Below are 25,251 nucleotides of genomic sequence, written 5' to 3' on the forward strand. Positions count from 1 at the left end.
TGGCTACCCCCCGCCGAACTGGGAAGGCCCGCCCCCGTCTGGTGGCTGGAATGGGCCGCCGCCTGCCGGCGGCTGGAACCAGCCCTGGCAAGGGACGCCGGTTGACGCATCCTACGGACAGAACTATTACGCGCCCTTCAGCTACAACAACTTCACCGTCCTTCCGGTCTTCAACGCGGACTACGGCGGCTTTGGTTACTGGTTCTTCGGCACCTGGATACCGCTGTACTGACGGCGGCGACCGCTGAACCGGGGGCATCCATTCGGGCTGCCCCCGGGGCTCGGAAATGTTCGTAGCGCATTCAAAGCCGTGCAAAAACTTGTTTGGGTGCCGCTTCTCGAAATAAATGGCGCCGACGAGCGCAATCCGTTATTCGGGCAGTTGTGGTGTTACCTTGCGCGCGAGGTCCATGGCAGCCGAATCGGATTGATCGGCCGACAATTTCAGGACGGCAAATGGATGTCCCTACACTTTCGCAAGGCGGTAGGGAAAACCCTGATGCCGACGATTGCCGGCGTCGATATCCTCAGAAACAAATGGCGACCGCGGGCCCTCAACCACAACGGTTCCTCGTCGAGTGGTACGGACCACGAACATCCGCCCACTCGATAGGCGATATCGTCGATCGGCTGAATGGCCGTGCTGAATTGATGACGACTCGTGGAGCTCCGGTGCAGCTTCTGACGGCGATGACGGTGCCAGACGACGATTACGCGTTCGGTGTCTTTGCTGCCGAGTCGGCCGAGCTGGTCGCGCAGGTATGCGCCGACGTCGGCACCCCCGCGGGACGGATCAGCAGTGGCGTCGGTTGGACGCGGCCCCTGGATGGCTGACGGGGTCGGCTCGATGGCGGCGACCACGTCTTTCCGCGGGCTGACCGGCTTCGCCGAGCAAAGTTTCCCGGCCGTGCACCCATAGTTGCCGATCATTTATGTTTCAGAAATCGAGCCGTCTCAGCGAAGTTCTGCGAGAATCTCTGCAGTAGCCACCGGCCGGGCCGGACTCCACGTCTGGCAAACGAAGGAGCCGGTGTCGGGGCCGTTATCGCGACAGTCGCTGCCGTGGTGGGCCCCCGCCGTGTGATGGTGTGAAGGGTTGATGTGACGGAGCGATTGGTCGGCCGGCAGGCCGAAGAGCGCGCCGTCAGCGACCTTCTTGATTCTTTGCCACATCGATCGTGCGCACTCGTCATCGAGGGCGAGGCGGGCATCGGCAAAACGGCCGTGTGGGTGGACGCGGTCCGCCGGGCTGGCGAATGCGGATATCGCGTGCTGAGCTGCCGCGCCGCCGCGGCCGAGTCGGTGCTGGCATATACGGTGCTGGCCGACCTGCTGGACGACGTCGACGACTCGGTCTGGGCTGATCTGCCGGCTCCGCAGCAGCAGGCCTTGGGCGGTGCGCTGCTAAGAGACGTCGTAGAGGTTTCCGAGATCGATCCCAGGGCGGTGGCGGCGGCGTTTGTGGCAATCATCGGCCGACTCGCCGCCGTGCGGCCTGTCTTGATCGCCATCGACGATCTTCAGTGGTCGGACGCGTCGAGCGCCAGTGTGGTGGCGTACGCAGCACGTCGCCTTCGCGCCGGCGCGGCCCTGCTGTGCACGACGCGTACCGAAGAGGCCGCTGCGCGGTTGCAGCTGCCCGACCCCGACGACATGCGTCGCATCCGAATGCAGCCGTTGACCGTTGGCGAGTTGCATCAGGTTCTGCTGCTGCGGCTGGGACATTCCGTGGCGCGTCCTACGCTGCTACGCATTCACGAGATCGCCGCGGGCAACCCGTTTTTCGCGCTGGAATTGACTCGAGAACTGGGCGTCGAAGGACGCGCTTTCGAAACGAGTCTGCCGGGCAGCCTCAATGAATTGGTCCGCGCGAGGATCAGTCGGGTCGGCGCCGAAGACGTTCTGCTTGCCATCGCCAGCCTGCCTGATCCGACGGTGTCGATGGTGGCGCGGGCCACCGATTGCCCGCCGGATCAGGTGGTGCGATCGCTGCGGGAAGCCGAGAACCAAGCGGTGGTGGCTATCGACGGGAGCCGGCTCCGGTTTACCCACCCCCTCCTGGCGCACGGCGTCTACAGCGCAGCGGCGCCCGGTCGTCGCCGTGAAATGCACCGCCGGCTCGCCGAACTCACCGCTCAACCCGAGTTGCACGCCCGCCACCTCGCGCTCGCCGACACGTCCGGGAAGCCGGAGACCGTGGCCGCGCTGGACAGGGCCGCCGAGATTGCCCGCTGCAGGGGCGCACCCGCCGCCGCCGCCGAGCTGGTTGATCTTGCCGTCGGCCTGGCCGGTGACAACGATCCGCGGCGCAAGATACGTTGTGCGACAGACTATTTCGTGGCAGGTGACCCGGCCCGGGCCCGGCGAATCCTCGACGCGGTCATCGCGGCGCTGCCGCCCTGCCCGACCCGCGCCGAAGCATTGCACCAGCTGGGGCTGATCGTCCTCTCCGACGACAGCTTCCTGGAAGCGGCGGACGTGCTCGAGGAGGCTGTAGACGAAAGCGGTGCCGACGCCGCCTTACGCGTGCGCATCCTGATCAGCCTGGCGTTCGCTTTGCTCAACGCGGGCCGACACGAGCATGCCTATGCGCGAGTTGAGCGGGCCGTAGCCGATGCCGAGGGTCTCGGCGCCGCCGCACTGCTCGGGCCGGCGCTGGGCATGCGGGTGATGATCGACTTCATGTGCGGCAAGGGCTTTGACGAGCCCGCGATGCAACTCGCAGTCGGGATGGAAGGCCCGGGCGCGCCAGTCCCGTTGCCGTTGCGGCCTCGTGCACAGATGAGCCTGCTGCGCGCTTGGACGGGTGAATTGTCGAGTGCCCGTGAAGAACTGGCTGAAATGGAACGGTACTGTCTCGCTCTCGGCGAGGAAGCCGAGCTGATCTTCATCGGTTTCCATCTCACCCTCATCGACATCTGGCTCGGCAACCTCGCCAGTGCGGCGGTCATCGCCGACGCGACGATGGAACGGGCAACTCTGCTAGGCGGTGACTTCCCGATGTTCATCGGGTTCACCCTGCGGGCCGCGGTCGCCGCACACGTCGGCCGCCTCGGTGATGCTCGAAGCGATCTACGCCAGGCGATAGCGGCCGCCCAGCGTTGCGGCTCAAGGCGTTTGGCCGAGTGGCCGGCCACGATAGCCGGATTTGTCGAGGTCTCCTCAGGGGATTATCAAGCGGCCATGAACGCGCTCGAGCCGCTGTTGCCCATGGTGGAACTCTTCCCGGAGGCGAGTGAGATCATCTCGTCGTCTTTCGTCCCCGAGGCCGTTGAGGCCATGGTCGGTCTCGGTCGATTGGACGATGCCGAGCCGCTGGTGCAAGCCTTGGAGCGCAACGGCCGCCGGCTTGACCGCGCCTGGACCCTCGCGGTCGGTATGCGCTGTCGCGCCATGCTGCAGGCTGCGCGAGGCGATGTTCCAGGCGCGATCACAAGCGTCGAGCTGGCATTGGCCGAGCACCAACGCCTCGCAATGCCGTTTGAACGCGCCCGCACTCAGCTGTTGTCCGGCCAGCTGCAGCGCCGGCGGCGCCATCGCGACGCGGCCGGTGCAGCGCTGCGAGAGGCGCGGGACACCTTTGTGCGACTCGGCACGACGGTGTGGGCCGGCCGCGCCGAATCCGAACTGGCGCGCGGCCTCTCGATCCGAGGCCGCGAGCCGGGATTGACCGTCACCGAGGAACGCGTCGCCGACCTGGCCGTCTCGGGATTGACCAATCGCGACATCGCGGCCGCCCTGTTCGTGAGCCCCAAGACCGTGGAGGTCAACCTCAGCCGCGTCTACCGCAAACTGAGCATCCGATCGCGCGCCGAGCTTCACCGGGCGCTGCAAGCCCTGAAGGAAAACTCGTGATCTGATCCGCTGTGACGTCCGGCGTTTCAGGAGAACGTGGTGACCGCGCAGGTGCTCGGGGACGTGATGTTGACCCCGGAGTAGACCACCTGGATGTGGGTGCAGGCGATGACGTTGTTGTCGGTCTTGGGCTGGCCCGTCTGCCAGTCGGTGGAGTCGATGCGCCCGTGCGTCTGATACTTGTCCGGCGGGCCCTCACCCATGTAGATGGTGGTGATCTCGTCGGAACCCATCGACTTGTGCACCCGCTCGTACTGGCCGTCGGCATGCGCGTCGAGATAGGCCAGCCGGTTGGAGGACCGGATCTCGGTGGTTTGCCGCGCCCACAGGCCGGGCGGGAACCCGGTGACCCCGTCGGGCGTGAGCATGTCCGCGCCGGCCGTGAAGTCGCAGTGGCCATCGGCTTTGAAGCAATTCAGGATGGCGCGCGTCTCCAGCTGATTGGGCCCGTCCAGCGGGAACAGCGTGGTGGCGGTGTTGCTCGCCGCCGCGCACACCCCGGCCGGCAGAAACATCGGCATCAGCGCGACGACTGCGAATCCCGATACCAGCCGCATCATCGATGCTTCCCTTCCCTGTGACCCAAGGGTGAACTTAACCCGGCGACTACTCGTCGTAGGTGACTTCTACCGAATCAGATTCAGGGTGGGATTGACAGGCCAGGATCAAGCCCTCGTCCAGATCCTGCTGCTCGAGTACGTCGTTGACCTCCATGCTGATGTTGCCGCTGCGCAGCGTGCACGCACACGCGCCGCAATGGCCCTCGCGGCAGGAGAAGGGCGCATCGAGGCCCTTGGCCAGCAGCACGTCGAGCAACTTGGCGTTGCGTGGCCACGACACGGTGTGGGTTTCGCCGTCCAGCTCGACCACTGCCGTCGCCGGCGGCTCGTCACCTTCGGCGGTGTCCTCGATGCGCACCGCCGCGAACGGATCCGAGTCCAGCGACTTGAAGATCTCGATATGTATCTGCGCCGCAGGCACTTTCAGCCCTTCCAGGGCCTGTCTCGCCGAATCCATGAAGGCGCCCGGGCCGCAGATGAATACCGGCCGATCCGTGTAGGGGGCGGCCAGCCTGGCCAGCGCGGCCACGCTGGGCAGGCCCTGCAGCGATTCCAGCCAGTGCAGAACCGTGAGCCGGTCGGGATATTTGGCCGACAGCTCGCGCAGGGCGTCGGAGAAGATCACCGAACGGTCGTCGCGGTTGGCGTAGACCAGCGTCACCTGCCCGCTGCCCTCGGCCAGGGCCGACTTGCAGATCGACATGATCGGGGTGATGCCGCTGCCCGCGGCCATCAGCAGGAAGTCATCGCCCAGCGTTTTGGGAACGAAGTTGCCCGACGGGGCCAACACGTGAATCCGCATGCCCTTGTGCGCGTGGTCGCACAACCAGTTGGACGCGTAGCCGTCCGCGGTTCGTTTGACCGTGACCGTCAGGGCGTCGTCGGTGAACGGCGAGCTGCACAACGAATAGCAACGCGCCACCGACCCGGTGCGCTCACTGGGAATGCGCAGCGTCAAGAACTGGCCCGGCGCGTACCGCAGCCGCTCGGGCGGCACGTCGGGGTCGCCCGCCTCGTCCGGCACCGCGAACACCAACGACCGCGCATCGTCGGTCTCGGCGATGACCTCGGCGACCTGCAGTTCAAGGACGTGGTCACCCAGTGGCTCGTCGGGTGCTTGGTCCAGATCCGCCTCGGTCAAGGCCCGTCCCTTCCTTTCGTTGCAACTAGAACATGTTACAGAAAAGCGGATTCGTATCGCTACCAGCCGCAGGAATACCCTGCTCGACACAAATCGGAACGTGTTCTAGTCTCTGGTGTAAGTCCGCTGAGTAAGTCTGGCGCAGGAGGCAAACGTAAGTGACGTCCATTCAACAGCGTGATGCGCAGTCGGTTTTGGCTGGCATCGATGATCTGCTCCCGCAGATACGCGAACGCGCTCAGGCGACGGAGGACCTGCGGCGGCTGCCCGACGAGACCGTCCAGGATCTGCAGGACGTGGGCTTCTTCACCCTGTTGCAACCCGAGCAGTGGGGCGGGTTGCAGTGCGACCCGACGCTGTTCTACGAGGCGGTGCGGCGGCTGGCCAGCGCGTGTGGTTCCACCGGCTGGGTGAGCTCGATCATCGGCGTGCACAACTGGCACCTGGCGCTGTTCGACCAGGACGCGCAGGTGGAGGTCTGGGGCGAGGACCCAAAGACCCGGGTCTCGTCGTCGTATGCGCCGATGGGCGCGGGCGTGGTGACCGACGGCGGCTACCTGGTCAACGGCGCGTGGAACTGGTCCTCGGGTTGTGACCACGCCACGTGGGCGTTCCTCGGCGGTCCGGTGATCAAGGACGGCCGTCCGGTCGACTTCGGCTCTTTCCTGATCCCGCGCAGCGAGTACCGCATCGACGACGTGTGGCATGTCGTCGGCCTGCGCGGCACGGGCAGCAACACCGTGGTCGTCAAGGACGTCTTCGTGCCGCGGCACCGGTTCCTGTCCTACAAGGCGATGAACGACGGCACCGCGGGCGGGTATGAGACCAACTCCGCCCCGGTCTACAAGATGCCTTGGGGCACAATGCACCCCACCACGATCTCGGCACCGATCGTCGGCATGGCCTACGGGGCGTACGACGCGCACGTCGAGCACCAGGGCAAGCGGGTGCGCGCGGCGTTCGCCGGTGAGAAGGCCAAGGACGACCCGTTCGCCAAGGTCCGCATCGCCGAAGCGGCCAGCGACATCGACGCGGCGTGGCGCCAGCTGAGCGGCAACGTTGCCGACGAGTACGCGCTGCTGTCGGCCGGCAAGGAGATCCCCTTCGAGCTGCGTGCCCGCGCGCGCCGCGACCAGGTGCGCGCCACCGGCCGCGCGATCGCCTCCATCGACCGGCTGTTCGAGGCTTCCGGCGCCACGGCCCTGGGCAATGACCAACCGGTGCAACGGTTTTGGCGTGACGCACATGCCGGCCGGGTGCACGCGGCCAACGACCCCGAGCGGGCCTACCAGATCTTCGGGAACAACGAGTTCGGGTTGCCGCCCGGCGACACCATGGTCTGATGACCTCGGCAACCGAAGAAATCACCTTCGAGTCCACTTCGCGCTTCGCGGAGGTCGACGTCGACGGTCCGCTGAAACTGCACTACCACGAGGCCGGAGTCGGCAACGAGCAGACGGTGGTGCTGCTGCACGGCGGCGGCCCGGGCGCGGCGAGCTGGACGAACTTCTCCCGCAACATCGGAGTGCTGGCGAAGCAGTTTCACGTGCTGGCGGTCGACCAGCCCGGGTACGGCCACTCCGACAAGCGCGCCGAGCACGGGCAGTTCAACCACTACGCGGCACGGGCGCTGGCGGGTCTGTTCGACCAGCTGGGTCTGGGACGCGTTCCGCTGGTGGGGAATTCACTCGGCGGCGGCACCGCGGTGCGCTTCGCGCTGGACTACCCGGACCGGGCCGGACGCCTGGTGCTGATGGGGCCGGGTGGGGTGAGCGTGAACCTGTTTGCGCCCGACCCGACCGAGGGCGTCAAACGGCTGGGCAAGTTCTCCGCCGAGCCCACCCGCGAAAACCTCGAGGCGTTCCTGCGGGTGATGGTCTACGACCAGAAACTGATCACCCCGGAGTTGATCGACCAGCGTTTCGAGTTGGCCAGCACGCCTGAATCGCTGACGGCGACCCGCGCGATGGGAATGTCGTTCGCCGGAGCGGATTTCGAGCTCGGCATGATGTGGCGCGAGGTGCATCGGCTGCGTCAGCCGGTGCTGCTGATCTGGGGCCGCGAGGATCGGGTCAACCCGCTCGACGGCGCACTGGTCGCATTGAAAACCATTCCGCGTGCACAGCTTCACGTTTTCGGGCAATGTGGGCACTGGGCGCAGGTGGAGAAGTTCGACGAGTTCAACAAGCTCACCATCGATTTCCTGGGAGGTGCGCGATGAGCATCCGCTCTCTGGGCTATCTGCGTATCGAGGCCACCGACATGGCGGCCTGGCGCGACTACGGTCTGAAGGTCCTCGGCATGGTCGAGGGCAAGGGCGCGACCGAAGATGCGCTGTATCTGCGGATGGACGACTTTCCAGCCCGGCTGGTGATCGTGCCCGGGCAGCAGGACCGGCTCATCGAGGCCGGCTGGGAATGCGCGAATGCCGCGGGCCTGCAAGAGATCCGGAGCCGGCTCGACGTCGAGGGCACTCCGTACAAGGAGGCCACCGCGGCCGAACTGGCCGATCGCCGGGTCGACGAGATGATCCGGTTCTCCGATCCGTCCGGCAACTGCCTGGAGGTCTTTCACGGCGCCGCCCTCGAACACCGCCGGGTGGTCAGCCCGTACGGGCACAAGTTCGTCACCGCCGAGCAGGGCCTGGGCCACGTGGTGCTGACCACTCGCGACGACGAAGAGACCCTGCACTTCTACCGCGACGTGCTGGACTTCAAGCTGCGGGACTCGATGCGGTTACCGCCGCAGGTGGTCGGCCGACCGGCCGATGGCCCGCCGGCCTGGCTGCGCTTCCTGGGCTGCAACCCGCGTCACCACAGCCTGGCCTTCATGCCCGGGCAGACCCCGAGCGGCATCGTGCACCTGATGGTCGAGGTCGAACAGGCCGACGACGTGGGCCTGTGCCTGGATCGGGCACTACGCCGCAAGGTGCCGATGTCGGCGACGCTGGGCCGCCACGTCAACGACCTGATGCTGTCCTTCTACATGAAGACGCCCAGCGGGTTCGACATCGAATTCGGCTGCGAGGGAAGGCAAGTCGAAGACAGCGATTGGATCGCCCGGGAGAGCACCGCGATCAGCCTGTGGGGCCACGACTTCAGCGTCGGCTTCAAGGGCTGAATCCCAGGCCATGACTGCCGCGCCGATCGACCCGCGCACGTTCCGCAGCGTGCTCGGCCAGTTCTGCACCGGGATCACCATCATCACCACCGTGCACGACGACGTCCCGGTCGGCTTCGCCTGTCAGTCCTTCGCGGCGCTATCGCTGGATCCGCCGCTGGTGCTGTTCTGCCCCACCAAGGTGTCGCGTTCGTGGAGGGCCATCGAGGCCAGCGGCCGGTTCTGCGTCAACATGCTGACCGAGCAGCAGAAGCACGTCTCGGCCCGCTTCGGCTCCAAGGAGCCGGACAAGTTCGCCGGGATCGACTGGCACCCTTCCGAACTCGGTTCCCCGATCATCGACAATTCGCTGGCCTACATCGACTGCACGGTTGCCTCCGCGCACGACGGGGGCGATCACTTCGTTGTTTTCGGTGCCGTGCAATCACTTTCGGAGGCGCCTAAGATCAAGCCGCGGCCGCTGCTGTTCTACCGCGGCGAATACACCGGCATCGAGCCGGACAAGACGACGCCGGCACAATGGCGCGATGACCTGGAGGCGTTCCTGACCACCACCACCCAAGACACTTGGTTGTAGTAGTTCTCAGGTGGGCCCACCGCGATGGCTTCCGGCGTCGCGCTCGGTGCCCGAGAGGTTCACTGTGGGGGAGTTGTCGGGGATCGGCTGCTCCTGGCTCCACGCGGCGTCGCGGTCGTCTTCGCCCTTGTCGGTAGCGGAGTCCTTTTCGGTCTTCACTTTCGGATCCAGGCTGTCGGCCCGCTGCCATTGCTCGTTCAGCTGTTCGCGCGAGGACGCCACTTCGGTCTGATGCGCTGACGCCCGGTCCTGCAGCCGCGCGGCTTCGGCCGCTTTGGCCTCGGCTTCGGCCTGCGCGGCGCGCGCTTTCGCGGAGGTTTCCGCGGCCAGTGCCTCGCGGCGCTCGACCTTGGCGGTCTCCACTCGGGCCTGTTCGCGAATCCCCTCGGCCTGCCGCTCGCGGCGGCGCATGCTCGCTCTTCGGGCAAGCATGACCAGAACGATGATGATGAAAACGGCCACGACCGCGGCGATAGCGATCCAAACGATGTTGCTGCTGTTCATGATGGACTCCGTTGTCAGTGTTGGGAAGCGCTGAGGTCCCTTTTCGCGGGTTGCCGTATTCGACACGAATGAAACAACCGATGGCGACGTCCGCGGTCCCGGCCGGACGGCCGCGGGCCAGAATGGTGTCATGACGCTGGATCTGGGCGCGTATTTCGACCGCATCAACTACGGCGGTCCCGCCGAGCCGACCCTCGATGTGCTGCAGGACCTGATGACCGCGCACACCGGCTCGATTCCGTTCGAGAATCTCGATCCGCTGATGGGCGTGCCGGTCGACGACCTGAGCCCGGAAGCGTTGACCGACAAGCTGGTCTGCCGGCGCCGCGGGGGTTACTGCTACGAGCAGAACGGGCTGATGGGGTACGCGCTGACCGAAATCGGGTTTCGGGTGCGGCGGTTGGCCGGGCGGGTGGTCTGGATACTGCCTCCCGACGCGCCGCTGGGCGCCCAGACCCACACGGTGCTGGCGGTGACATTTCCCGGCTCGCAGGGTTCCTTCCTGGTCGACGTCGGCTTCGGCGGCCAGACCCTGACCTCTCCCATCCGGTTGCAGACCGGCAACGCCCAGCAGACCACGCACGAGCCGTACCGGCTGAACGACCACGGTGACGGCCTGGTCCTGCAGGCTCTGATCCGCGACGAGTGGCAGCCGCTGTACACATTCGGCACCCAGACCGTGCCGCAGATCGACCTGACGGTGGGCAGCTGGTACGTGTCCACGCACCCGTCGTCGATCTTCGTGACCGGCTTGACGGTCGCGCTGACCACCGAGGATGCCCGCTACAACCTGGCCGGCAGGAACCTGACCATCCACCGCGGCGACGGCAGCGAGAAGATCCGCCTCGACGACGCCGCGGCGGTCCTCGACACGATCGGCGGGCGGTTCGGCATCGACCTGGCGGGTGTCGGCGATCGGGGTGCGCTCGAGACGCGCATCGCGCAGGTGCTCGGCGCCTAGGCGCCTCGCCGGCCTTCCCTAGCGGGCCGAAAGCCAGGGACCGAGCCGTCGCAGCGCTTCGTCGATGTCGTTCGTCGGCCCCGCAAACGACAGCCGCACGAACGAATCGCCCCGCGCGGTGTCGAAGTCGATCCCGGGCGCGATCGCGACGCCGGTGTCTTCCAACAGCTTCGAACAAAACTCGAGCGAGTCGTCGGTGAATTCCGATACGTCGGCGTAGATGTAGAAGGCGCCGTCGGTCGGGGCAAGACGCTCGATGCCGATGCCGCGTAGCCCGTCGAGCACCAACGAACGATTGGCCGCATAGTGCTGCAGGTGGCCGTCGGCCTCGGCGGTGGCCTCCGGGGTGAAGGCCGCGACCGCGGCGAGTTGTGACAGCACTGGCGGGCAGATGGTGAAGTTGCCGGTGAGGCGATCCACCGCGCGGCGCAACTCGGACGGCACCAACAGCCAGCCCAGCCGCCAGCCCGTCATCGCGTAGTACTTCGAAAAGCTGTTGACCACGACGGCATTTCGCGATGTCTGCCACGCGCAGCTGGTCTGCGGTGCCCCTTGGTATACCAGACCGTGGTAGACCTCGTCGCTGATGAGTCGCGCTCCCGTCGCATCGCACCACGATGCGATAGCGGCCAGTTCCGTCGGCTCGATGACCGTGCCGGTGGGGTTGGCCGGGCTTGCGATGACCACACCTTGCACCGGCGGGTCGAGTTCGGCGAGCATCCGCGCGGTCGGCTGGAAGCGGGTCTGCGGTCCGCAGGGGATTTCCACAACCTCACATCCCAAGGCCGACAGGATGTTTCGGTAGCACGGATAGCCAGGGCTGGCCAGCGCCACCCGGTCGCCCGCGTCGAAGCAGGCCAGGAAGGTGAGCAGGAAACCGCCCGAGGAACCCGTCGTGATCACCACCGCGTCGGGTTCCACGTCGAGCCCGTGCTGGCGCTGATAGTCGGCGGCGATCGCGGCTCGCAGCTCGGGAATGCCCAATGCCACCGAGTAACCCAGTTCGTTGGAGTGCACGGCGGCGGCCGCGGCCGCTCGCACCGGCTCGGGGGCCCCCACGCTGGGCTGGCCCGCCGACAGGTTGACCAAGTCGCCGTGGCTGCGCTGGCGTTCCGCGGCCGCCAGCCAGACGTCCATCACGTAAAACGGTGGGATGCCGGATCGTAGCGAGACGCGGTCGGTCACGGCGCCGTGAGTACCTCGGATTCCAGTCGCTTGAGTAGTTCGTGCGACGATTCCAGCAGATGCGCGCTGCCGTGGGCACGTTTGAAGTACAGGTGCATGTCGTGTTCCCAGGTGATCGCGATGCCGCCGTGCAGCTGGATGCCCTCGGCGGCCACCGTGTTCAGTGCCTCGGTGGCGGCCAGCCGGGCGGTGGCGGCGCTGGTGGGAGCGGGGTCATCGCACGCATCGGTGACGACGGCCTTGGCCGCGGCGACAGTGACATACAGATCGGCCATTCGGTGCTTGAGGGCCTGGAAGCTGCCGATCGGCCGGCCGAATTGCACGCGGTCCTTGGCGTATTCGACGGTCAGTTCCAAACAGCGTTCGGCGGCGCCGATCTGCTCGGCGGCCAGCAGGACGGCCGCCTTGTCCGCCAGCCCCGGGTCGGTGCCGATCGGCACGGTCTCCTCGGCTTTCACCCGCGCCAGTCGCCGGGTCGGATCCATGGTGGTGACGGGCTGCGCGCCGAACCGGGTCCACCTGTTCAGCCGGCCGTCCTCGACGGCAACCACGACGTCGGCGATATCGCCGTTGATCACATAGTCGGCATCGAGCACCAGCGCGCCGATCGAGCCGCCCTCGGCAAGGCTTTCCAGCGTCGCGGCATCTGGCTCGGTCGCGCTCAGCAGCGCCAGCTCGGCCAGCGTGGTACCCAGCAGTGGGGAGGGCACCAGCGCGCGGCCGAGTTCCTGCAAAACGGCTGCGGCGTCGGCCAATTCGCCGCCCGCGCCGCCCAACTCCTCGGGCACCACCAGGGCCGCGGCGCCGACCTGCTCGCACAGCAGTTGCCACAGCGATTCGTCGTAGCCGCGGTCGGACTCCATGGCCGCGCGCACGGCCGCCGGGCCGGCGTGCTTGGCCACCAGGGCGGCGACGGTCTCGGCCAGCATCTGCCGTTCTTCAGTTGTGCTCATAGCGCCTCCAGCACGCGCCGCCGATGTTCCTCCGGCGTACCCCACGCGGACCGCAACGCCTGCACGCGCAGCAGCAACAGCGACAAGTCGTGTTCCTGGGTGAAACCGATCGCGCCGTGGGTCTGCAACGCCGACCGAGCCGCAAGCAGCCCCGCCTCGGACGCCGCCGCCTTGGCGGCGCTGACGTCGCGCGGATCCATGGTCAGGGCCGCGCCGTATACCAGCGGACGGGCCAGTTCGATGGCGATGTGCACGTCGGCGAGCTTGTGCTTGATCGCCTGATAGGAGCCGATCACCCGGCCGAACTGGGTGCGTTGCTTGGCGTAGTCGACCGCGCCGTCGCGCAGCGCCTCGGCCGCGCCGATCAGCTGGGCCGCGGTGGCCAGCGCGCCGAACTCGTAGGCGCGCTTGGCATCCGCCCGCCACGACGACCCGGTCCCCGTCACGTCATACAGCCGCCGGCTCGGGTCGACGGATTCGTGGAGGTCGCCCGGTGTCGCCTCGGTGACGCCGTCCTCGCCGGCCAACAGCACCAGGCCGGCGACGTCGGCGTCGACGGCACGCGGTGTCTGCGGCGGCATGGCGACTGTGGCGATCAATTCCCCGGATGCCAATTCGGCGCACCGGTCGGCGTGATCACCAGAGGCGAGCAATACCGGTGCCACAGCGATGGATTCGGCCACCGGGCCGGGCACGCACCAACGTCCCAGACGCTCGATGGCCACGACGAGGTCGACCGGATGGGCCTCGATGCCGTCGAACTTTTCCGGGACTGCCAGGGCGGTGACGCCCAGGTTGGCCAGCTGCTCCCACACCTTGCGGCCCGGTGCGGTGTCGCCCGCGGACCACGCGCGCACCGCGCCGGGCAGGTCGGCCGCGCCGAGCGCGGCGTCGATGCTGGCCGCGAAGTCGCGCTGCTGTTCGTCTAGCGCAAATTTCACTTCTTGCCCCCGGCCTTCTCGCGCGGCAGCCCCAGCAACCGCTCGGAGATGATGTTGCGCTGAATCTCGTTGGTGCCGGCGTAGATCGGGCCGCCCAACGCGAACAGCAGCCCCTCGGTCCACCGGCTCACGAGCTCCCCGTCGGCGCCGAGCAGGTCGAGCGCGGTCTGGTGCAATTCGACGTCGAGATCAGACCAGAACACCTTGGTTACCGACGACTCGGCGCCCAGCTCCCCGCCGAGGGCCAACCGCGTCACGGTGCCGAAGGTCTGCAGCCGGTAGGCCTGCGCCTTGATCCAGCCGTCGGCGACCCGGTCGGCGAATGCGGCGGGTGAGCCACTGTCCTTCCACAGCTGCACCAACCGCTCGGCGGTCGCCAGGAAGCGGGCCGGGCTGCGCAAGGACATGCCGCGTTCGTTGCTCGACGTGCTCATGGCCGCCCGCCAGCCCTCGTGCGGGGTGCCGATCACGTCCTCGTCGGGAACGAAGACGTCGTCGAGGAAGATCTCGCCGAATCCGGTGTCGCCACCGAGCTGGACGATGGGCCGCACGGTGACGCCCTTGGCCTTCAGGTCGAACATGAAGTACGTCAGCCCGTTGTGCCGCTCGGCGCCGGGATCGGAACGAAACAGCCCAAAACCCCGCTCGGCGAACGGTGCCCGCGAGCTCCAGATCTTCTGCCCGTTGAGCAGCCAGCCGCCGTCGGTCTGGGTGGCGGTGGAGCGCAGTGACGCCAGGTCGCTGCCAGACTCGGGCTCCGACCACGCCTGGGCCCAGATCTCCTCTCCGCTGGCCATTTTCGGCAGGATCCGGTCGCGTTGCTCTTCGGTGCCATGCGCGAACAGCGTCGGCGCCAGCATCGAGGTGCCGTTGGCGCTGGCCCGCCCCGGCGCGCCGGCCCGGAAGTACTCCTCCTCGAACACCACCCAGTGCAACAGCGGCGCGTCGCGGCCGCCGTACTTCTTCGGCCAGGTGATCACCGACAAGCCGGCATCGAACAGCACGCGATCCCAATGCCGGTGCTGGTCAAAGCCTTCGGCGTTGTCATATGACTTCGTCGGGATCGAATCGGCGTTGGCCGACAAGAATTCCCGCACCTCGGCCTGGAAGGCCAAGGCGTCTTCGTCGAGTTCCAGATCCATTAGCCCTGCTCTCGCAGTTGTGGTTTGAGCACCTTGCCGGCCGCGTTGCGTGGCAGCGCGTCGACGAACCGCACCGACCGCGGCGCCTTGAAGTTCGCCAGATGCTCTCGGGTGTAAGCGATCACGGATTGTTCGTCGAGCCGGGCGTCGGGCCGGGTCACCAGGTAGGCCCGGCCCACTTCGCCGAGCCGCTCGTCGGGGACTCCGATCACGGCGGCGTCGGCCACGCCCTCCATCCGGGCCAGCACCTGCTCGACCTCGGCCGGGTAGACGTTGAATCCACCGCAGATGTACATGTCCTTGAGCCGATCGGTGATGCGCAGGTTGCCGGCCGCGTCGACGGCACCGATGTCACCGGTGTGCAGCCACCCGTGGGCGTCGATGGCGGCCGCGGTGGCCTCCGGGTCTTCGAGGTAACCCAGCATCACGTTGGGTCCCCGCAGCAACACCTCTCCCGCCTCACCGGCAGTCGTTGTGTCGATGCGCATTTCGAAGTCGGCGAACGGGCGCCCGCAGGTGGTGGCCACGGTGACCGCGTCGTCGTCGGCGCGGCACATGGTTCCCATGCCGTTGGCCTCGGTCAGCCCGTAGGCGGTCAGCACGATGTCGATGTCGAGTTCGGATTGCATGCGCTCGACCAGCACGACCGGCACGGTCGCGGCGCCCGTCACCGCGAACCGCAGTGAGCTCAGGTCGTAGTCGTCGCGTGCGGGGTGGTCCAGCAGGGTTTGGTAGATGGTGGGCGGCCCGGGCAGCACGGTGATGCGGTGTCGCTCGATGGCTTGCAGCGCGCGCAGCGGGTCGAAGGTCAGGTGGGGGATCAGCGTCGCGCCCGTCTGCAGACAGGCCAGGATGCCGGCCTTGTAGCCGAAGTTGTGAAAGAACGGGTTGATGCACAGGTAGCGGTCGTCACTGGTGATCTTGCCGTTGGCCGCCCAGGACGCCGAGGCCGATAGCGACTGCCGGTGCGCGCACAGCACGCCTTTGCTGCGGCCGGTGGTACCGGACGTGAAGAGGATGTCGCTGACGTCGTCGGGCGCGACGCCGGACGCACGAGTGGCGACCGCGTCCAGGTCGGTGCCGCGGGCGACGAATTCGTCCCAGCTTCCGGCCCCGGTCTCCGCGGCCTCGATCGGTATCCGCACGATGTGGCGCAGCGCCGGAAGCGCCGCCCGGTCCAGGTCGGCGATGCGATCGTTACCCAGAAATCGGCCCATCCCGAACAACACCGGCGCGCCGGTGCGGGCCAGGATGTCGCCGGCCTCGGCGGCGGTGTAGCGGGTGTTCAGCGGCACCATCGCCGCGCCGGCGTGGTGGATCGCCAGGCAGGCCACCACCCAATGCCAGGTGTTCGGCGACCAGATGGCCACCCGGTCGCCCGCCTGGACGCCGACGTCGATGAGGGCGGCGGCGGCTCGGTGCACTTCGTCGCGCAGCGCGGCGGCGCTGAAGGACCGTTCGTCGGTGATCAACGCGTCGTGATCGGGCAGCCGGTCCGCGAAACGATCCAGCGCCGCGGGCACCGTGCGCGGATCGTTGGTCATCGAAAGCTCCTGTAGCGACGCTGGCGCGATGTGAGCGCTCGATTTCTCCTCACGCCGCTCCGCGGCGCGCATCGTCACCGAGCTACAAAGCAAGTGCTTGGTAGGTTAGCCTACAGGGCATGCAGGATGTCGAGGAGTTCCGGGCCGAGGTCCGTCAGTGGCTCGCCGACAATCTGGTCGGCGAATTCGCGGCTCTCAAGGGTCTCGGCGGGCCCGGACGCGAGCACGAGGCGTTCGAAGAGCGCCGGGCATGGAATCAACATCTGGCCAAGGCCGGGATGACCTGCCTGGGCTGGCCGGTCGAGCACGGCGGCCGGGGCCTGTCCACCGCGCACCGGGTGGCCTTCTACGAGGAGTACGCCAAGGCCGACGCCCCGGACAAGGTCAATCACTTCGGCGAGGAGCTGCTCGGCCCCACGCTGATCGCGTTCGGGACGCCCGAGCAGCAGCAGCGTTTCTTGCCGAAGATCCTGGACGTGACCGAGCTGTGGTGCCAGGGCTATTCGGAGCCCGGCGCCGGCAGCGACCTGGCCAACGTGGCGACCACCGCCGAGCTCGACGGAGACGAGTGGGTGATCAACGGCCAGAAGGTGTGGACGTCGCTGGCGCACGTGTCGCAATGGTGCTTCGTGGTCGCGCGCACCGAGAAGGGCTCCAAGCGCCACGCCGGCCTGTCGTATCTGCTGGTGCCGCTGGATCAGCCGGGTGTGGAGGTCCGTCCGATCGTCCAGATCACCGGCACCGCGGAGTTCAACGAGGTGTTCTTCGACGACGCCCGCACCGAGGCTGCTCTGGTGGTCGGCGAGCCCGGCGACGGCTGGCGGGTCGCGATGGGCACGCTGACCTTTGAGCGGGGCGTGTCCACGCTCGGGCAGCAAATTCGTTACGCCCGTGAGCTTTCCAACCTGGCCGAGCTCGCCCAGCGCACCGGCGCCGCCGACGACCCGTTCATCCGTGAGCGGCTCACCCGGGCGTGGGCCGGCCTTCGCGCCATGCGCAGCTACGCGTTGGCCACCATGGACGTCGAGCAGCCTGGACAGGACAACGTGTCGAAGTTGTTGTGGGCCAACTGGCATCGCGATCTGGGCGAGCTCGCCATGGACGTCATCGGCAAGCCCGGACTGACGCTGGCTGACGGCGAATTCGACGAATGGCAGCGGCTGTTCCTGTTCACCCGCGCCGACACCATCTACGGCGGGTCCAACGAGATCCAGCGCAACATCATCGCCGAGCGGGTGCTCGGCCTACCTCGAGAAGTTCGTGGATGAGCGCTTGCGCGAAGACACAGGAGGAAGCATGAGTCTGTCCGAAGCTCCGAAAGAGATTGCCGGACACGGACTTCTGCAAGGCAAGGTGGTGGTCGTGACCGCGGCCGCGGGCACCGGCATCGGCGCGTCGACGGCACGACGGGCACTGGCCGAGGGGGCCGACGTGGTGATCTCGGACCACCACGAACGGCGGTTGGGGGAGACCGCTAACGAGCTCGCCGCGCTGGGACAGGGCCGGGTCGAAAGCGTGCTGTGCGACGTGACGTCCACCGCGCAGATCGATGCGCTGTTCGCCTCGGCCACCGCCCGGATGGGGCGCATCGACGTCCTGGTCAACAACGCCGGCCTGGGCGGACAGACCCCGGTGGTCGAGATGACCGACGAAGAGTGGGACCGCGTCCTGGATGTGACCCTGACGTCGGTGTTTCGCGCCACCCGCGCGGCGCTGCGGTACTTCCGCGACGCGCCGCACGGCGGGGTGATCGTGAACAACGCCAGCGTCCTCGGTTGGCGCGCGCAGCACTCGCAGTCGCACTATGCCGCCGCCAAGGCCGGCGTGATGGCGCTGACGCGTTGCAGCGCAATCGAAGCCGCCGAGTACGACGTGCGGATCAATGCGGTATCGCCGAGCATCGCGCGGCACAAGTTCCTGGAGAAGACGTCGTCGTCGGAGCTGCTCGACCGGCTGTCGGCCGGCGAGGCCTTCGGGCGTGCCGCCGAGCCGTGGGAGGTGGCTGCCACCATCGCGTTCCTCGCCAGCGACTACTCGAGCTATCTCACCGGCGAGGTCATCTCGGTATCCAGCCAGCATCCGTGAGCTGCGATATCGCTGACTGGCGCGCCCGCGACGTGTTTAGAATGGTCGACCAACGCGGTTGATGCAGGTGGGAGGGTGTTGTGAGCGAAGGGCCGGGTCACCGACCGTGGGGTGAGAACCCGACTCCTGCAAACACACCCGGCCAGCCCCCGGGGGCCCCTTGGCAATCCGACGCCGGGTGGCCGCAACAGTGGGGTCAGGGTGGCCAGGCAGCCCCATTCGGGCAACCCGCATACGGGTCGTGGTCCTCGCCACCGCCGGTCACCGTCGCCAACTTCAACGGCCCGCACGGAAGCCCCGGTCACCGCAATCGCAAGCCGTTGATCATCGGGCTCAGCGTGGCCGCCGTCGTGCTCGTCGTGATCGTCATCACCGTGATCGCCGTCAGCAGCGGCGGCGGATCGGCCACCGCCGGCGATGCGGCCAAGGGCTACCTTGAAGCGCTCGCCCGCGGGGACGCGCAAGCCGCGCTGACGTACAGCACCGACCAGCCCGCGTCGAAAGACTTTCTGACCGACGACATCCTCAAACGGCAGATCGCGCGGTGGCCGATCACCGACATCAAGATCCTCGACGACAATTCCGGCCGCGGCTTCGGCTTCGGCCAGGTGCATGTTTCGGCGAAATTCGGCGAGAACACGTCGGACGTGACCATGTCGATCAAAAAGGCCGGCGGCGACTGGAAGCTCGACCACGCCGCGATCAAGGTGGACACCCTCCACGCGGGCGTCGACCAGGCCGCCGTCAAGACCGCGACGTTCTTCGACAAGCCAGTCGGCACCGCACCGGTGTACGTCTTTCCCGGTTGGGTGGACGTCGCCAGCACCAATCCGAACCTGGCCGTGAACTTGAAAAAGCCCTTCCTGCTCGACAGTCTGACGACGTCGGGTGCGTACTTCAACGACTTGGAGTTCAAACTCAGCGACAAGGGCTTGTCGGCGACCAGCGCCGCGATATCGGCCGCGCTGGCGAATTGTGCGAACTCGAACCAACTGCGACCGCCTGACTGCCCCCAGCACGCCTTCGACTACGACCTGGTGGATGGGACCGCGGCCTGGGGCAAGCCGGACATCGGTGGACTCAAGGTCAACCTGTTCGACCCCTTCCGTCTCGAGGCGACCTTCTCCGGGTCCGTGAACTTCCCGCTGACCGCCCAGACCCGATCGGGCGGCACCAAAACGAGCGTGGTCAACGCGTTCGTGTCCGGCAACGCCGACGAGTCGCAGACCCCGCCGGCGGTCTCGTTGCGCTGACCCCGGCAACGGCCGGCGGGGCTGGAAACTGTACCTCGGTGGCCAAGCAAGCGCTTGGTTGATACTCTGATCGAGTGGACCGAGCGCCCGGTCAGGCCAACAGCCGTCGAGACGAGCTACTAGAGCTCGCCGCGACCATGTTCGCCGAGCGTGGACTGCGTGCCACCACCGTCCGCGACATCGCCGACAGCGCCGGCATTCTGTCGGGCAGTCTGTACCACCACTTCTCCTCCAAAGAGGAGATGGTCGACGAGCTCTTGCGGAGTTTCCTGGACTGGTTGTTCGCGCGCTATCGCGAGATCGTGGACAGCGAGGCCAACCCCCTGGAGCGGCTCAAGGGGCTGTTCATGGCGTCGTTTGAGGCAATCGAGCACCGGCACGCGCAGGTCGTGATCTACCAGGACGAGGCCCAGCGGCTGTTGTCTCAGCCGCGGTTCGCCTACATCGCGGACATGAACCGGCAACAGCGCAAAATGTGGCTCGAGTTGCTCAATCAGGGCGTTGAACAAGGCTACTTTCGGCCCGACCTCGACGTCGACCTGATCTATCGCTTCATCCGGGACACCACTTGGGTGTCGGTGCGCTGGTATCAGCCGGGCGGGCCGCTTACCGCGGAGCAAGTCGGTCAGCAATACCTCGCCATCGTTCTCGGCGGAATCACTGCGGGATCAACCAAGATCGAACAAGGAGTCTGAAATGCCAGAGGCGTACGTCATCGACGCTGTGCGTACCGCGGTCGGCAAGCGCGGCGGATCGCTGGCCGGGATTCACCCGGTGGACCTGGGCGCCCTGGGCTGGCGCGGGCTGCTCGACCGGGTCGACGTCGACCCTGCCGCGGTTGACGACGTGATCGCCGGCTGTGTCGATGCCATCGGGGCCCAGGCGGGCAACATCGCCCGGCTCTCGTGGCTGGCCGCCGGATATCCCGAAGAGGTTCCCGGCGTCACCGTCGATCGGCAGTGCGGTTCCAGCCAGCAGGCGATTTCCTTTGGCGCACAGGCGGTTCTGTCCGGAACAGCGGATCTGATCGTCGCCGGCGGCGTGCAGAACATGAGTCAGATCCCGATCTCGTCGGCCATGACCGTGGGCGAGCAATTCGGATTCACCTCGCCGACAAACGAATCCAAGCAGTGGCTGCACCGGTATGGTGACCAGGAGATCTCGCAGTTTCGCGGGTCGGAGTTGATCGCCGAGAAGTGGAACCTGTCGCGCGAGGAGATGGAACGCTACGCGCTGGCCAGTCACGAGCGTGCGTTCGCGGCCATCCGTGGCGGCCACTTCGACAACGAAATCGTCACCGTCGAAACCGAATCCGGGCCGTTCCGGGTCGACGAGGGCCCGCGTGAGTCGTCGCTGGAGAAGATGGCCGGGCTCAAGCCGCTGGTCGAGGGTGGCCGGCTTACCGCGGCCATGGCCAGCCAGATTTCCGACGGTGCCAGTGCCGTGCTGCTGGCGTCCGAAAAGGCGGTCAAGGAGCACAATCTGACGCCGCGAGCCCGCATCCATCACATCAGCGCCCGCGCCGCCGACCCGGTCTTCATGCTGACCGGGCCCATCCCGGCGACGCGTTACGCACTGGACAAGGCCGGGCTGTCCATCGATGACATCGACACCGTCGAGATCAACGAGGCTTTCGCGCCGGTGGTGTTGGCTTGGCTCAAGGAGATCAAGGCGGACCCGGAGAAGGTCAACCCCAACGGCGGCGCGATCGCCCTCGGCCACCCGCTGGGTGCTACCGGCGCCAAGCTGTTCACCACCATGCTCAACGAGCTCGAGCGCATCGGCGGTCGCTACGGCCTGCAGACGATGTGCGAAGGCGGCGGCACGGCGAACGTCACGATCATCGAGCGCCTCTAGCCGTCTGGAACGGGCGAGCGATCAGCCCCGGGTCGGATCGAACTCGAGTACTTGGGTGAGCCGAATGTTGTTGCCGGACGGGTCACGGAAGGAAGTGTCGATACCGTACGCCTGCCGGGTGGGAGGATCGTTGAATGTAACGCCGCGAGCGGACAATTCGTCGTAACGAGCCTGGCAATCGTCGGTCTCCAAAAACAAGGTTCCGCCTGCCCCCTTGGCCACCAGTTCGGCCAGTTGCGTGCTGGACCCGGCGTCGAGCATCGGTGCTTTTGGAACGGGCATCAGCACCAGCCCGACGTCGTCTTGCCCGACGGGTCCGACGCACAGCCACCGGAAGTTCCACGCCTCCATCGTCACATCCGCTCGGATCTCCCAGCCGAGCGTCTTGGTGTAGAACTCCAGCGCTGCGTCTTGGTCATGCACCCAGAATTGGGCGTTAGCGATCTTGAGCATCGGTTCTCCTGACTTTGGTCTGTTGTTTTGAAGCTACGGAGGTCGCGGGCTCGGAGTCTTCTCGAAACGTGCGGTTTTGGGGACGCCCGTAGGCCAGCACGACACAGCGTGGAATTCGCACGTGGCGGTCGGCTGGCGGGAACTTGTTTCGGTACGCCCGCGGCGTGCCGCCGAACATGCGGCGAAAGCTGGTGGTGAACGAGCCGACGCTTTCCCAACCGACGGCGAAGCAAATGGCGGCGACCGTCCAGTCGGTTGTGCGCAGCAATGCTGCGGCTCGTTCGAGCCGCCGCGTCAGTAGGTACTGGTGCGGCGACTCGCCGAACGTCTGCTTGAAGCGTCGGCTGAAGTGGGCTGGTGATAGGCCTGCGGCCGCTGCCATGTCGGCGACGGAGAGCGGCTCGTGGTAACGCGCGTCGACCAGGTCCTTGGCGCGGAGAAGATGCCGGGCTGCTGGTGCAGCTGCCACTTTCATAGTGTGCCGGACCTTCCACAGCTCTTCACGCGAATTGTGAGCGCCCCAACGCGGTTTCCATACGCGATCTCACGCACGGGCGGCCCCTTACCGGGTTGCCACGACCAGACCGATGCTGCCCAGGGCGAGCAGCCAACTCGTGAAGCTGCCGACCAGGAAGTACTCGGTCACCTCGTCGATGCCGACGCCGCCGTTCCGGTTTTTTTGAGCGTTCAATTCGGGAAACCGGATGATGCCCTTGGCGGCCACGACGGCGCTGGCCGCGGCCACCTGTCCGCCGACGCCGAGGCTCAGGATCAGCAGGCGCTCCATCGGTCCCAACAGCCTGCCGCCCTTGAGCCGGTCCGACGGCTGCGGCTCACCGGCCGGGCGCACCGCGCCCACCGAGCCAAGCACCAAGCGCACCAACTGATTTGCGGTGGCGAACTGGACCAGGACCACGCCGACGAGCATCAGCAGCCGGGTGGGCGCGACATGGTCGAGCGGCAGGTGAACCCAGGCCGACCACCGCGCGACGGCGCCGTTGGCCCGCGAGGACCAGCCGGACAACACCGCCAGCAGCGCCAGCGCGGAGCCGAAGACGGCCAACGGTGCGCCTTGCGCGGTGCCGCTGCGCTCGCTTCGCGCGCACAGCCATTCCCAGGCGATGACCGCCGCGGCCGCCGACACCAGCAATGCGATGTCGCCGGCATGCCACAGGGCCCCCAGCGCCGCACACGCCAGCACCACCACCGGCCCGATCAACAGCGGCGGCCAGAGGACACGGGTCGCCCGCCGGCCGAGGTCGGCGACGCCCAATGCGATGAGAAAGACCGCGATGGCGCTCACGGCAGGCTCCGAAGGTATTGGCTGGCAAGCACAACCAGATCCAAGCCATCGCGACTGGCGCGCTGGGACACCGCCGACGGGCTGATGCCCTCGTCGGCGGCGAGCTCCTTTTTGGTCTGGCCTGCCATCAATCCCGTCACAATCCGCAACGACCTCTCATCGAGCGATCCAAGCAGATGGTCCCGACAAATCAGGGCCGCGTTGACCGCGGCGACGTCGTCGCGTGTGTCGCTATCCGCCCGGAACGTCGTGCGCACCAGCTGGAAGCCCGGCTGCCGCTGGGCCGCTGCGGTCTGCTGTATGGCCTCTCGCGCGGTCCACCAGCCCGGCCCGTCCTGGATTCCCGCGTCGGCATCCAAAACGGTGACCGCGCCCCAGCCGATGCCGAATCGGACGTCGATTTCGGGGCCGACGGCCAGCCGCAGCGACAGGGCGGCATCGATCGCGGCACCCGCTGTCGGGTAGCTGCCCTGAAACTCGTCGCCGACGGTGAACGCCGGCGGGTCGATGGCGTTGCCGGCGACGTGCCGCAGTGCGCTCGCCAGGGCCCGGTGCAGCTTCGAGCGGTCGGTGGCGCGCCGGGAGCCGACGACATCGCCGATGAGGGTCGCTTGCGGTGAAGAATATTGCTTCATCCAGACCATATGAAGATTATAGCTTCATAAGTAGGAACTTTAGCTATACGCTTCAATACCGACCGGGCCGGTTACGGTCCCTCCACCAGCCCGGATGCCGCTTGCAGGTGTTTGACCGCGTCGCGCACGATCGATTCGATCAGTTCGGCGCACGACGGCAGGTCCTCGAGAATGCCGGCCACCTGTCCGGACGCCAGCACGCCGGCATCGGTGTTTCCCTCAACCAGGCCGGCTTTTAACAGCATCGGGGTGTTGGCCGCCATCACCACCTGCGACCAGGTCAGTTCCTTGCCTTGGCGCATCGCCAGGCCGTCGCTGATCATCGACCGCCAGGTCATCTGCGACATGTGCTTGAACTTGGCGGCGTTGCGCACCGCGGCGGTCAGGCCCCTGATCGGCGTGCCGCTTTCCAGCTTCTCGACCAGGCCGGTGCGCAGCACCCGGTGGGGCATGCCGTCAACGCGCGTGGTGACCACGGTGCCGTCCAGCGCCGACTCCAGATAGCGGCGCTTGACCGCTTCGGGCACAGTCGAATCCGTGGTCAGCAGGAAGCGAGTGCCCATCGCGACACCCGCGGCGCCGTAGCTCAGCGCCGCCGCCAGCCCGCGCCCGTCGAAGAAGCCGCCCGCCGCGATCACCGGGATGCCGGTGCCCTGCACGGCATCCAGCACCGACGGCAACAGCAGCGTGGTGGCGACGGGCCCGGTGTGCCCACCGCCCTCGCCGCCTTGCACGATCATCGCGTCGGCACCCCAGCTCGCCACCTTGCGCGCGTGCTTGGCCGCACCGATCGACGGGATAACCACGACCCCAGCCTCTTTCAGCCGGGCGATCAGCTCCTGCTTGGGCGCCAGCGCGAAGGACGCCACCTTCACGCCCTCGCGGATCATCAGCTCAACGCGGTCGCCGGCGTCGGCGGCGTCGGCACGCATGTTCACGCCGAACGGCTTGTCGGTGGCGGCCTTGACCTTGCGGATGGCCGTCGCCAACTCGTCCAGCGTCATAGTGGCCGACGCCAGGATGCCCAACCCTCCGGCGTTGGCCGTCGCCGATACCAGCCGGGCGCCGGCCACCCAGCCCATCCCGGTTTGCACCACCGGGTGCTCGACACCGACCAGCTCGGTCAGCGGCGTGCGCAGCTTCATACCCACCGCCGACGATAAACGGAGCAGTGCGATCGAA

26 protein-coding genes and 1 pseudogene are annotated in these 25,251 nt (G+C 67.0%); 14 read left to right on the forward strand and 13 right to left on the reverse strand.

The annotated features are described in order from the left end of the window. The 4 genes and pseudogenes from A5753_RS24630 to A5753_RS18690 form a co-directional block, all read left to right on the forward strand. Positions 1-232, forward strand: a pseudogene (locus A5753_RS24630) (hypothetical protein); the annotation flags it as partial. 96 nt (positions 233-328) lie between these two features. Then, positions 329-613, forward strand: coding sequence for a hypothetical protein (locus A5753_RS24430; protein WP_156656165.1), 285 nt, complete (start codon positions 329-331; stop codon positions 611-613). A gap of 38 nt (positions 614-651) precedes the next feature. Beyond that, positions 652-834, forward strand: coding sequence for a hypothetical protein (locus A5753_RS24435; protein ID WP_156656166.1), 183 nt, complete (start codon positions 652-654; stop codon positions 832-834). 267 nt (positions 835-1,101) lie between these two features. Beyond that, entirely contained in the window at positions 1,102-3,855 is a 2,754-nt protein-coding gene (locus A5753_RS18690) for a LuxR family transcriptional regulator (RefSeq protein ID WP_082971387.1), read from the forward strand. Positions 3,856-3,881: 26 nt separating this feature from the next. Here A5753_RS18690 and A5753_RS18695 read toward each other — a convergent pair whose 3' ends face one another. Together A5753_RS18695 and A5753_RS18700 are read right to left on the reverse strand one after the other, a co-directional pair. Further along, positions 3,882-4,415: a hypothetical protein gene (locus A5753_RS18695; RefSeq protein ID WP_067131430.1), complete on the reverse strand. Its 534-nt coding sequence runs from the start codon at positions 4,413-4,415 to the stop codon at positions 3,882-3,884. Positions 4,416-4,461: 46 nt separating this feature from the next. Continuing rightward, complete coding sequence (locus tag A5753_RS18700) at positions 4,462-5,556, reverse strand: ferredoxin--NADP reductase (RefSeq protein WP_067131432.1); 1,095 nt, start codon at positions 5,554-5,556, stop codon at positions 4,462-4,464. Between the two features lie 158 nt (positions 5,557-5,714). Here A5753_RS18700 and hsaA point away from each other — a divergent pair, with 158 nt between their 5' ends. Genes hsaA through hsaB form a run of 4 tightly spaced genes read left to right on the forward strand, consistent with a single transcriptional unit; the run spans position 5,715 to position 9,253 of the window. Continuing rightward, on the forward strand, positions 5,715-6,899 hold the full coding sequence (hsaA, locus tag A5753_RS18705; protein ID WP_067131435.1) for a 3-hydroxy-9,10-secoandrosta-1,3,5(10)-triene-9,17-dione monooxygenase oxygenase subunit: 1,185 nt from the start codon (positions 5,715-5,717) through the stop codon (positions 6,897-6,899). After that, positions 6,899-7,777, forward strand: coding sequence for a 4,5:9,10-diseco-3-hydroxy-5,9,17-trioxoandrosta-1(10),2-diene-4-oate hydrolase (gene hsaD, locus A5753_RS18710; protein ID WP_067131438.1), 879 nt, complete (start codon positions 6,899-6,901; stop codon positions 7,775-7,777). The genes hsaA and hsaD overlap by 1 nt, the downstream gene beginning before the upstream one ends. Further along, positions 7,774-8,676, forward strand: coding sequence for an iron-dependent extradiol dioxygenase HsaC (gene hsaC / locus A5753_RS18715; RefSeq protein WP_067131441.1), 903 nt, complete (start codon positions 7,774-7,776; stop codon positions 8,674-8,676). Before hsaD ends, hsaC begins: the two co-directional genes overlap by 4 nt. 10 nt (positions 8,677-8,686) lie before the next feature. Continuing rightward, positions 8,687-9,253: a 3-hydroxy-9,10-secoandrosta-1,3,5(10)-triene-9,17-dione monooxygenase reductase subunit gene (gene hsaB, locus A5753_RS18720; protein WP_067131444.1), complete on the forward strand. Its 567-nt coding sequence runs from the start codon at positions 8,687-8,689 to the stop codon at positions 9,251-9,253. Between the two features lie 6 nt (positions 9,254-9,259). On the opposite strand, the gene A5753_RS18725 is transcribed toward hsaB, so the two are convergent. Then, complete coding sequence (locus A5753_RS18725; RefSeq protein ID WP_067131447.1) at positions 9,260-9,757, reverse strand: hypothetical protein; 498 nt, start codon at positions 9,755-9,757, stop codon at positions 9,260-9,262. 130 nt (positions 9,758-9,887) lie between these two features. On the opposite strand from A5753_RS18725, the gene A5753_RS18730 reads away from it, so the two are divergent. Further along, entirely contained in the window at positions 9,888-10,718 is an 831-nt protein-coding gene (locus A5753_RS18730; protein ID WP_067131450.1) for an arylamine N-acetyltransferase, read from the forward strand. Positions 10,719-10,736: 18 nt separating this feature from the next. Here the strand turns inward: A5753_RS18730 and A5753_RS18735 are convergent, their stop codons facing one another. Genes A5753_RS18735 through fadD3 form a run of 5 tightly spaced genes read right to left on the reverse strand, consistent with a single transcriptional unit; the run spans position 10,737 to position 16,483 of the window. After that, positions 10,737-11,903 (reverse strand): pyridoxal phosphate-dependent aminotransferase, encoded by a 1,167-nt coding sequence (locus tag A5753_RS18735; RefSeq protein WP_067131453.1) that lies wholly within the window; start codon positions 11,901-11,903, stop codon positions 10,737-10,739. Beyond that, entirely contained in the window at positions 11,900-12,856 is a 957-nt protein-coding gene (locus tag A5753_RS18740; protein ID WP_067131456.1) for an acyl-CoA dehydrogenase family protein, read from the reverse strand. Before A5753_RS18740 ends, A5753_RS18735 begins: the two co-directional genes overlap by 4 nt. After that, the gene (locus A5753_RS18745) at positions 12,853-13,797 is read right to left on the reverse strand and encodes an acyl-CoA dehydrogenase family protein (RefSeq protein WP_067131459.1); all 945 of its coding nucleotides are present in this window, start codon (positions 13,795-13,797) and stop codon (positions 12,853-12,855) included. The genes A5753_RS18740 and A5753_RS18745 overlap by 4 nt, the downstream gene beginning before the upstream one ends. After that, positions 13,794-14,939 (reverse strand): acyl-CoA dehydrogenase family protein, encoded by a 1,146-nt coding sequence (locus tag A5753_RS18750; RefSeq protein WP_067131462.1) that lies wholly within the window; start codon positions 14,937-14,939, stop codon positions 13,794-13,796. The genes A5753_RS18745 and A5753_RS18750 overlap by 4 nt, the downstream gene beginning before the upstream one ends. Beyond that, a complete protein-coding gene (gene fadD3 / locus A5753_RS18755) occupies positions 14,939-16,483 on the reverse strand; it encodes a 3-((3aS,4S,7aS)-7a-methyl-1,5-dioxo-octahydro-1H-inden-4-yl)propanoate--CoA ligase FadD3 (protein WP_067131465.1) in 1,545 nt (514 codons plus the stop codon). Before fadD3 ends, A5753_RS18750 begins: the two co-directional genes overlap by 1 nt. Positions 16,484-16,602: 119 nt before the next feature. Here fadD3 and ipdE1 point away from each other — a divergent pair, with 119 nt between their 5' ends. From ipdE1 to fadA6, 5 genes are all read left to right on the forward strand, one after another. Next, positions 16,603-17,751: an acyl-CoA dehydrogenase IpdE1 gene (ipdE1, locus tag A5753_RS18760; protein WP_067131468.1), complete on the forward strand. Its 1,149-nt coding sequence runs from the start codon at positions 16,603-16,605 to the stop codon at positions 17,749-17,751. Positions 17,752-17,779: 28 nt separating this feature from the next. Beyond that, complete coding sequence (gene ipdF / locus A5753_RS18765; protein WP_067131597.1) at positions 17,780-18,568, forward strand: (5R,7aS)-5-hydroxy-7a-methyl-1-oxo-2,3,5,6,7,7a-hexahydro-1H-indene-carboxyl-CoA reductase; 789 nt, start codon at positions 17,780-17,782, stop codon at positions 18,566-18,568. Between the two features lie 80 nt (positions 18,569-18,648). After that, entirely contained in the window at positions 18,649-19,821 is a 1,173-nt protein-coding gene (locus tag A5753_RS18770) for a DUF4878 domain-containing protein (RefSeq protein WP_082971388.1), read from the forward strand. Positions 19,822-19,895: 74 nt separating this feature from the next. Further along, positions 19,896-20,516, forward strand: a complete 621-nt coding sequence (gene kstR2, locus A5753_RS18775) for a TetR family transcriptional regulator KstR2 (RefSeq protein ID WP_067131474.1) — start codon at positions 19,896-19,898, stop codon at positions 20,514-20,516. 1 nt (position 20,517) lies between these two features. Beyond that, positions 20,518-21,678 carry a steroid 3-ketoacyl-CoA thiolase FadA6 gene (gene fadA6 / locus A5753_RS18780; RefSeq protein ID WP_067131477.1) on the forward strand — a complete coding sequence of 387 codons (1,161 nt, stop codon included), beginning with the start codon at positions 20,518-20,520 and terminating at the stop codon, positions 21,676-21,678. Between the two features lie 21 nt (positions 21,679-21,699). On the opposite strand, the gene A5753_RS18785 is transcribed toward fadA6, so the two are convergent. The 5 genes from A5753_RS18785 to ipdC form a co-directional block, all read right to left on the reverse strand. Next, the gene (locus A5753_RS18785) at positions 21,700-22,131 is read right to left on the reverse strand and encodes a VOC family protein (RefSeq protein WP_067131480.1); all 432 of its coding nucleotides are present in this window, start codon (positions 22,129-22,131) and stop codon (positions 21,700-21,702) included. After that, a complete protein-coding gene (locus tag A5753_RS18790; protein ID WP_197694744.1) occupies positions 22,115-22,600 on the reverse strand; it encodes a helix-turn-helix domain-containing protein in 486 nt (161 codons plus the stop codon). The genes A5753_RS18785 and A5753_RS18790 overlap by 17 nt, the downstream gene beginning before the upstream one ends. Before the next feature lie 93 nt (positions 22,601-22,693). Then, a complete protein-coding gene (locus tag A5753_RS18795) occupies positions 22,694-23,434 on the reverse strand; it encodes a hypothetical protein (protein ID WP_067131486.1) in 741 nt (246 codons plus the stop codon). Beyond that, on the reverse strand, positions 23,431-24,069 hold the full coding sequence (locus A5753_RS18800; RefSeq protein ID WP_067131599.1) for a SatD family protein: 639 nt from the start codon (positions 24,067-24,069) through the stop codon (positions 23,431-23,433). The genes A5753_RS18795 and A5753_RS18800 overlap by 4 nt, the downstream gene beginning before the upstream one ends. A 71-nt stretch (positions 24,070-24,140) precedes the next feature. Continuing rightward, positions 24,141-25,214: a (3aS,4S,5R,7aS)-5-hydroxy-7a-methyl-1-oxo-octahydro-1H-indene-4-carboxyl-CoA dehydrogenase gene (ipdC, locus tag A5753_RS18805; RefSeq protein ID WP_067131490.1), complete on the reverse strand. Its 1,074-nt coding sequence runs from the start codon at positions 25,212-25,214 to the stop codon at positions 24,141-24,143. Positions 25,215-25,251: the final 37 nt, after the last annotated feature.

Origin of the sequence: Mycobacterium sp. 852002-51971_SCH5477799-a (assembly GCF_001667145.1) — a bacterium.
Taxonomy (GTDB): Bacteria; Actinomycetota; Actinomycetes; order Mycobacteriales; family Mycobacteriaceae; genus Mycobacterium.

Bases quoted from the DNA above. Each gene is read 5' to 3' on its own strand.
- A5753_RS24435 (WP_156656166.1), top strand. From the start codon at position 652: ATGACGACTCGTGGAGCTCCGGTGCAGCTTCTGACGGCGATGACGGTG.
- A5753_RS18695 (WP_067131430.1), bottom strand. From the start codon at position 4,415: ATGATGCGGCTGGTATCGGGATTCGCAGTCGTCGCGCTGATGCCGATG.
- hsaD (WP_067131438.1), top strand. From the start codon at position 6,899: ATGACCTCGGCAACCGAAGAAATCACCTTCGAGTCCACTTCGCGCTTC.
- hsaC (WP_067131441.1), top strand. From the start codon at position 7,774: ATGAGCATCCGCTCTCTGGGCTATCTGCGTATCGAGGCCACCGACATG.
- hsaB (WP_067131444.1), top strand. From the start codon at position 8,687: ATGACTGCCGCGCCGATCGACCCGCGCACGTTCCGCAGCGTGCTCGGC.
- A5753_RS18725 (WP_067131447.1), bottom strand. From the start codon at position 9,757: ATGAACAGCAGCAACATCGTTTGGATCGCTATCGCCGCGGTCGTGGCC.
- A5753_RS18730 (WP_067131450.1), top strand. From the start codon at position 9,888: ATGACGCTGGATCTGGGCGCGTATTTCGACCGCATCAACTACGGCGGT.
- A5753_RS18740 (WP_067131456.1), bottom strand. From the start codon at position 12,856: ATGAGCACAACTGAAGAACGGCAGATGCTGGCCGAGACCGTCGCCGCC.
- A5753_RS18750 (WP_067131462.1), bottom strand. From the start codon at position 14,939: ATGGATCTGGAACTCGACGAAGACGCCTTGGCCTTCCAGGCCGAGGTG.
- fadD3 (WP_067131465.1), bottom strand. From the start codon at position 16,483: ATGACCAACGATCCGCGCACGGTGCCCGCGGCGCTGGATCGTTTCGCG.
- ipdE1 (WP_067131468.1), top strand. From the start codon at position 16,603: ATGCAGGATGTCGAGGAGTTCCGGGCCGAGGTCCGTCAGTGGCTCGCC.
- ipdF (WP_067131597.1), top strand. From the start codon at position 17,780: ATGAGTCTGTCCGAAGCTCCGAAAGAGATTGCCGGACACGGACTTCTG.
- fadA6 (WP_067131477.1), top strand. From the start codon at position 20,518: ATGCCAGAGGCGTACGTCATCGACGCTGTGCGTACCGCGGTCGGCAAG.
- A5753_RS18785 (WP_067131480.1), bottom strand. From the start codon at position 22,131: ATGCTCAAGATCGCTAACGCCCAATTCTGGGTGCATGACCAAGACGCA.
- A5753_RS18800 (WP_067131599.1), bottom strand. From the start codon at position 24,069: ATGAAGCAATATTCTTCACCGCAAGCGACCCTCATCGGCGATGTCGTC.
- ipdC (WP_067131490.1), bottom strand. From the start codon at position 25,214: ATGAAGCTGCGCACGCCGCTGACCGAGCTGGTCGGTGTCGAGCACCCG.